The organism is Peterkaempfera griseoplana (genome assembly GCF_001418575.1).
Taxonomy (GTDB): Bacteria; Actinomycetota; Actinomycetes; order Streptomycetales; family Streptomycetaceae; genus Peterkaempfera; species Peterkaempfera griseoplana.
The window spans coordinates 1-2454 of the sequence record NZ_LIQR01000466.1 but is presented as its reverse complement, the minus strand read 5'-3'; the positions used below and the strand labels follow the sequence as shown (position 1 = coordinate 2454).

3 protein-coding genes are annotated in these 2454 nt (G+C 72.6%); all 3 read left to right on the top strand.

Annotated elements, in window-relative coordinates; all coding sequences use genetic code 11:
- Positions 1-434 (top strand): TetR-like C-terminal domain-containing protein (locus tag AOK09_RS29915; protein ID WP_055590363.1); only part of this gene is annotated, 434 nt, incomplete at its 5' end.
- Between the two features lie 383 nt (positions 435-817).
- The gene (locus AOK09_RS29910; protein ID WP_055590362.1) at positions 818-1741 is read left to right on the top strand and encodes a TauD/TfdA dioxygenase family protein; all 924 of its coding nucleotides are present in this window, start codon (positions 818-820) and stop codon (positions 1739-1741) included.
- A 50-nt stretch (positions 1742-1791) separates the two neighbouring features.
- Positions 1792-2454 (top strand): MFS transporter (locus AOK09_RS29905; RefSeq protein ID WP_245687545.1); only part of this gene is annotated, 663 nt, incomplete at its 3' end.

Genomic DNA, 2454 nt, shown 5'->3' with positions numbered 1-2454 from the left:
TCTACCGGCGCTGGCCCTCCAAGCAGGCACTGATCATCGCGGCGGCGGAGACCCGGATCGGGGCCCTGTCGGTGCCCGACCTGGGCGATGTCCGTGCCGAGCTGCGCGAGGTGCTCACCGCGCGGCTGGCGTCGTACCGGCGGCCCGGGACGGACCGGCTGCTGGCCGAGCTGATCGGCGCCGCGGCGGGTGACAGCAGTGTCCGGGGTGAGTACGCCGCATACACCGAGCGCATGATGGGTGAGACGCGGACCATCCTGGAACGCGGTGTCGCCCGCGGCGAGGTGCGGTCCGATGTGGACATCCGCTCCGCGGCCACGCTGGTGGCGGCGCCGCTGGTCTACCGCCTGCTGGCGGAGCGCGAGCTGCCCGACGCGCGGTTCGTGGACGACCTGGTGGATCTGCTGGTCAGGGCGGTCGGCCGCCCGGCCTGAGCCGGGTGCGGAACCGCTGCGGGAGGCCCGCGGCAGCCGGGAGGCCGTCGCGCCAGGCCGGTGCCGGGTCATGAACGTATGTCAGCACTGCGCTGACGATTCCCCGTCCGGTTCCTGGCGTACGAGGGCGCCGCCGGGCGGCCGCCGAGTTGTGCCCCTCGGGTGAAGTCCCTACGGCCGGTGCCGACGTCGCATCCGTCGCGCCTGGACGGTCGCCGGGCCGCCGGTGGCCGTCCGCCTGGAGGCTGCCGTGTGGGCCGGGGTGGCGGAGCTGCGTGCCGACGGGTCTGTGGGCGGCGGCAAATTCCTGTCGACGGGCCCTTGCCCTTTCGCGGGCCTATATCAATACTGCCGGTAACGATTTTCCGATGACGGAGGAGCGCATGGACACCGCCCTGACCACCCTTCGGACCGGCCTCGACAAGCCGCTGCTGCACTACGGGCCGCGGGTGCTGGAGCGCACCGCCCCGGGCACCGGGCAGACCGGCTACCGGCTGCTGGAGATCTCCCCGATGACGCCGCACATCGGCGCGGAGATCGGCGGCGTCGACCTCTCCCAGCCGATCGGTGAGGAGCTCGCCGGGGAGCTGCGCCAGGCCCTGCTGGAGTGGAAGGTCGTCTTCTTCCGGGACCAGCACACCTTCGACGAGGAGTCCCACATGGCCCTCGCCGCGGTGTGGGGCGAGCCGGAGCCCAACCCGTTCTTCCCCAAGGGCGACAAGGCCGGGGTCTCCCGGCTGGCCAAGGACGCGACGGCCATCGGCACGGAGAACATCTGGCACAGCGACCACTCGTTCATGGCCGCGCCCGCGATGGGCTCGGTGCTGCGGGCCATCGAGGTGCCGCCGGCCGGTGGCGACACCATGTGGGCCGACATGGGGGCGGCGTACGACAACCTCAGTGACGAGCTGAAGCAGCGCATCGAGGGGCTCACCGCGGTGCACGACTGGGTGTACAGCTGGGGTCGGAGGATGAGCGACGACCAGATCGCCGCACTGCGTCTGTCCCTGCCGCCGGTCGAGCACCCGGTGGTGGTCCGGCATCCGCGTACCGGGCGCAGGACCCTCTACGTCAACGAGCCGTTCACCGCGCGCATCGTGGGGCTGCCCGACGAGGAGAGCCGGGAGCTGCTCGCCGAGCTGGGGCTGCAGGCCCGGGTCCCGGAGTTCCAGGTCAGGTTCCGCTGGCAGCCGGACTCGGTGGCGATCTGGGACAACATCGCCGTCCAGCACTACGCGATCAACGACTACTACCCGCAGCGGCGCGTGATGGAGCGCATCGCCGTCGCAGGCGTCCCCCTCACCTGACGCTCGCCGAGCACCCCCAGGACATCAGCGCCACTCTCCGCGGAGCCCTTGTGACCGACACCGACGTCGCCCCCGCCGCACCGTCCACCCCTGCCCGACCCGCCTCCGAGTCCAGCTGCCGTGCGTGGACGGTCACCGGGCTGCTGGTGGTCTTCATGATGGTCAACTTCGCCGACAAGTCCGTGCTGGGGCTGGCGGCCGACCCGATCCGCCACGACCTGGGCCTCTCGGCGACCTCCTTCGGACTGGCGAACAGCGCGTTCTTCCTGCTGTTCTCGGTCTGCGGTGCCGCGGTGGGGCTGCTGGCGGACCGGGTCCGGCCGCGGTGGGTGCTGATGGCCATGGCCCTGCTCTGGTCGGTCACCCAGGCCCCCATGGCGCTGGGCGGCGGGGCGGCCGTGCTGGTCGCCTCGCGCATCGTGCTGGGCGCCGCCGAGGGCCCGGCGTTCCCCGTTGCCCAGCACACCGCCCTCTCCTTCTTCCCCGACCGCAGGCGCAACCTGCCCGGCTCGCTGGTCAGCGTCGGGACCACCCTGGGTGTCGTGGTCGCGGCTCCCGGGCTGACCTGGGTGATCCAGCACCACGGCTGGCGCGCCGGGTTCGGCGTCGTCGCAGCCGCAGGTGTGGCGTGGGCGGCGGCCTGGGCACTGCTCGGCGGGGACGGCGGCCGTACGGCCACGCTCCGGGACGAGGGGCCGGGACCAGGTGAGCCC

Excerpts from the sequence above, each read along its gene's own strand:
- AOK09_RS29910 (WP_055590362.1), top strand. The coding sequence starts at position 818 with ATGGACACCGCCCTGACCACCCTTCGGACCGGCCTCGACAAGCCGCTG.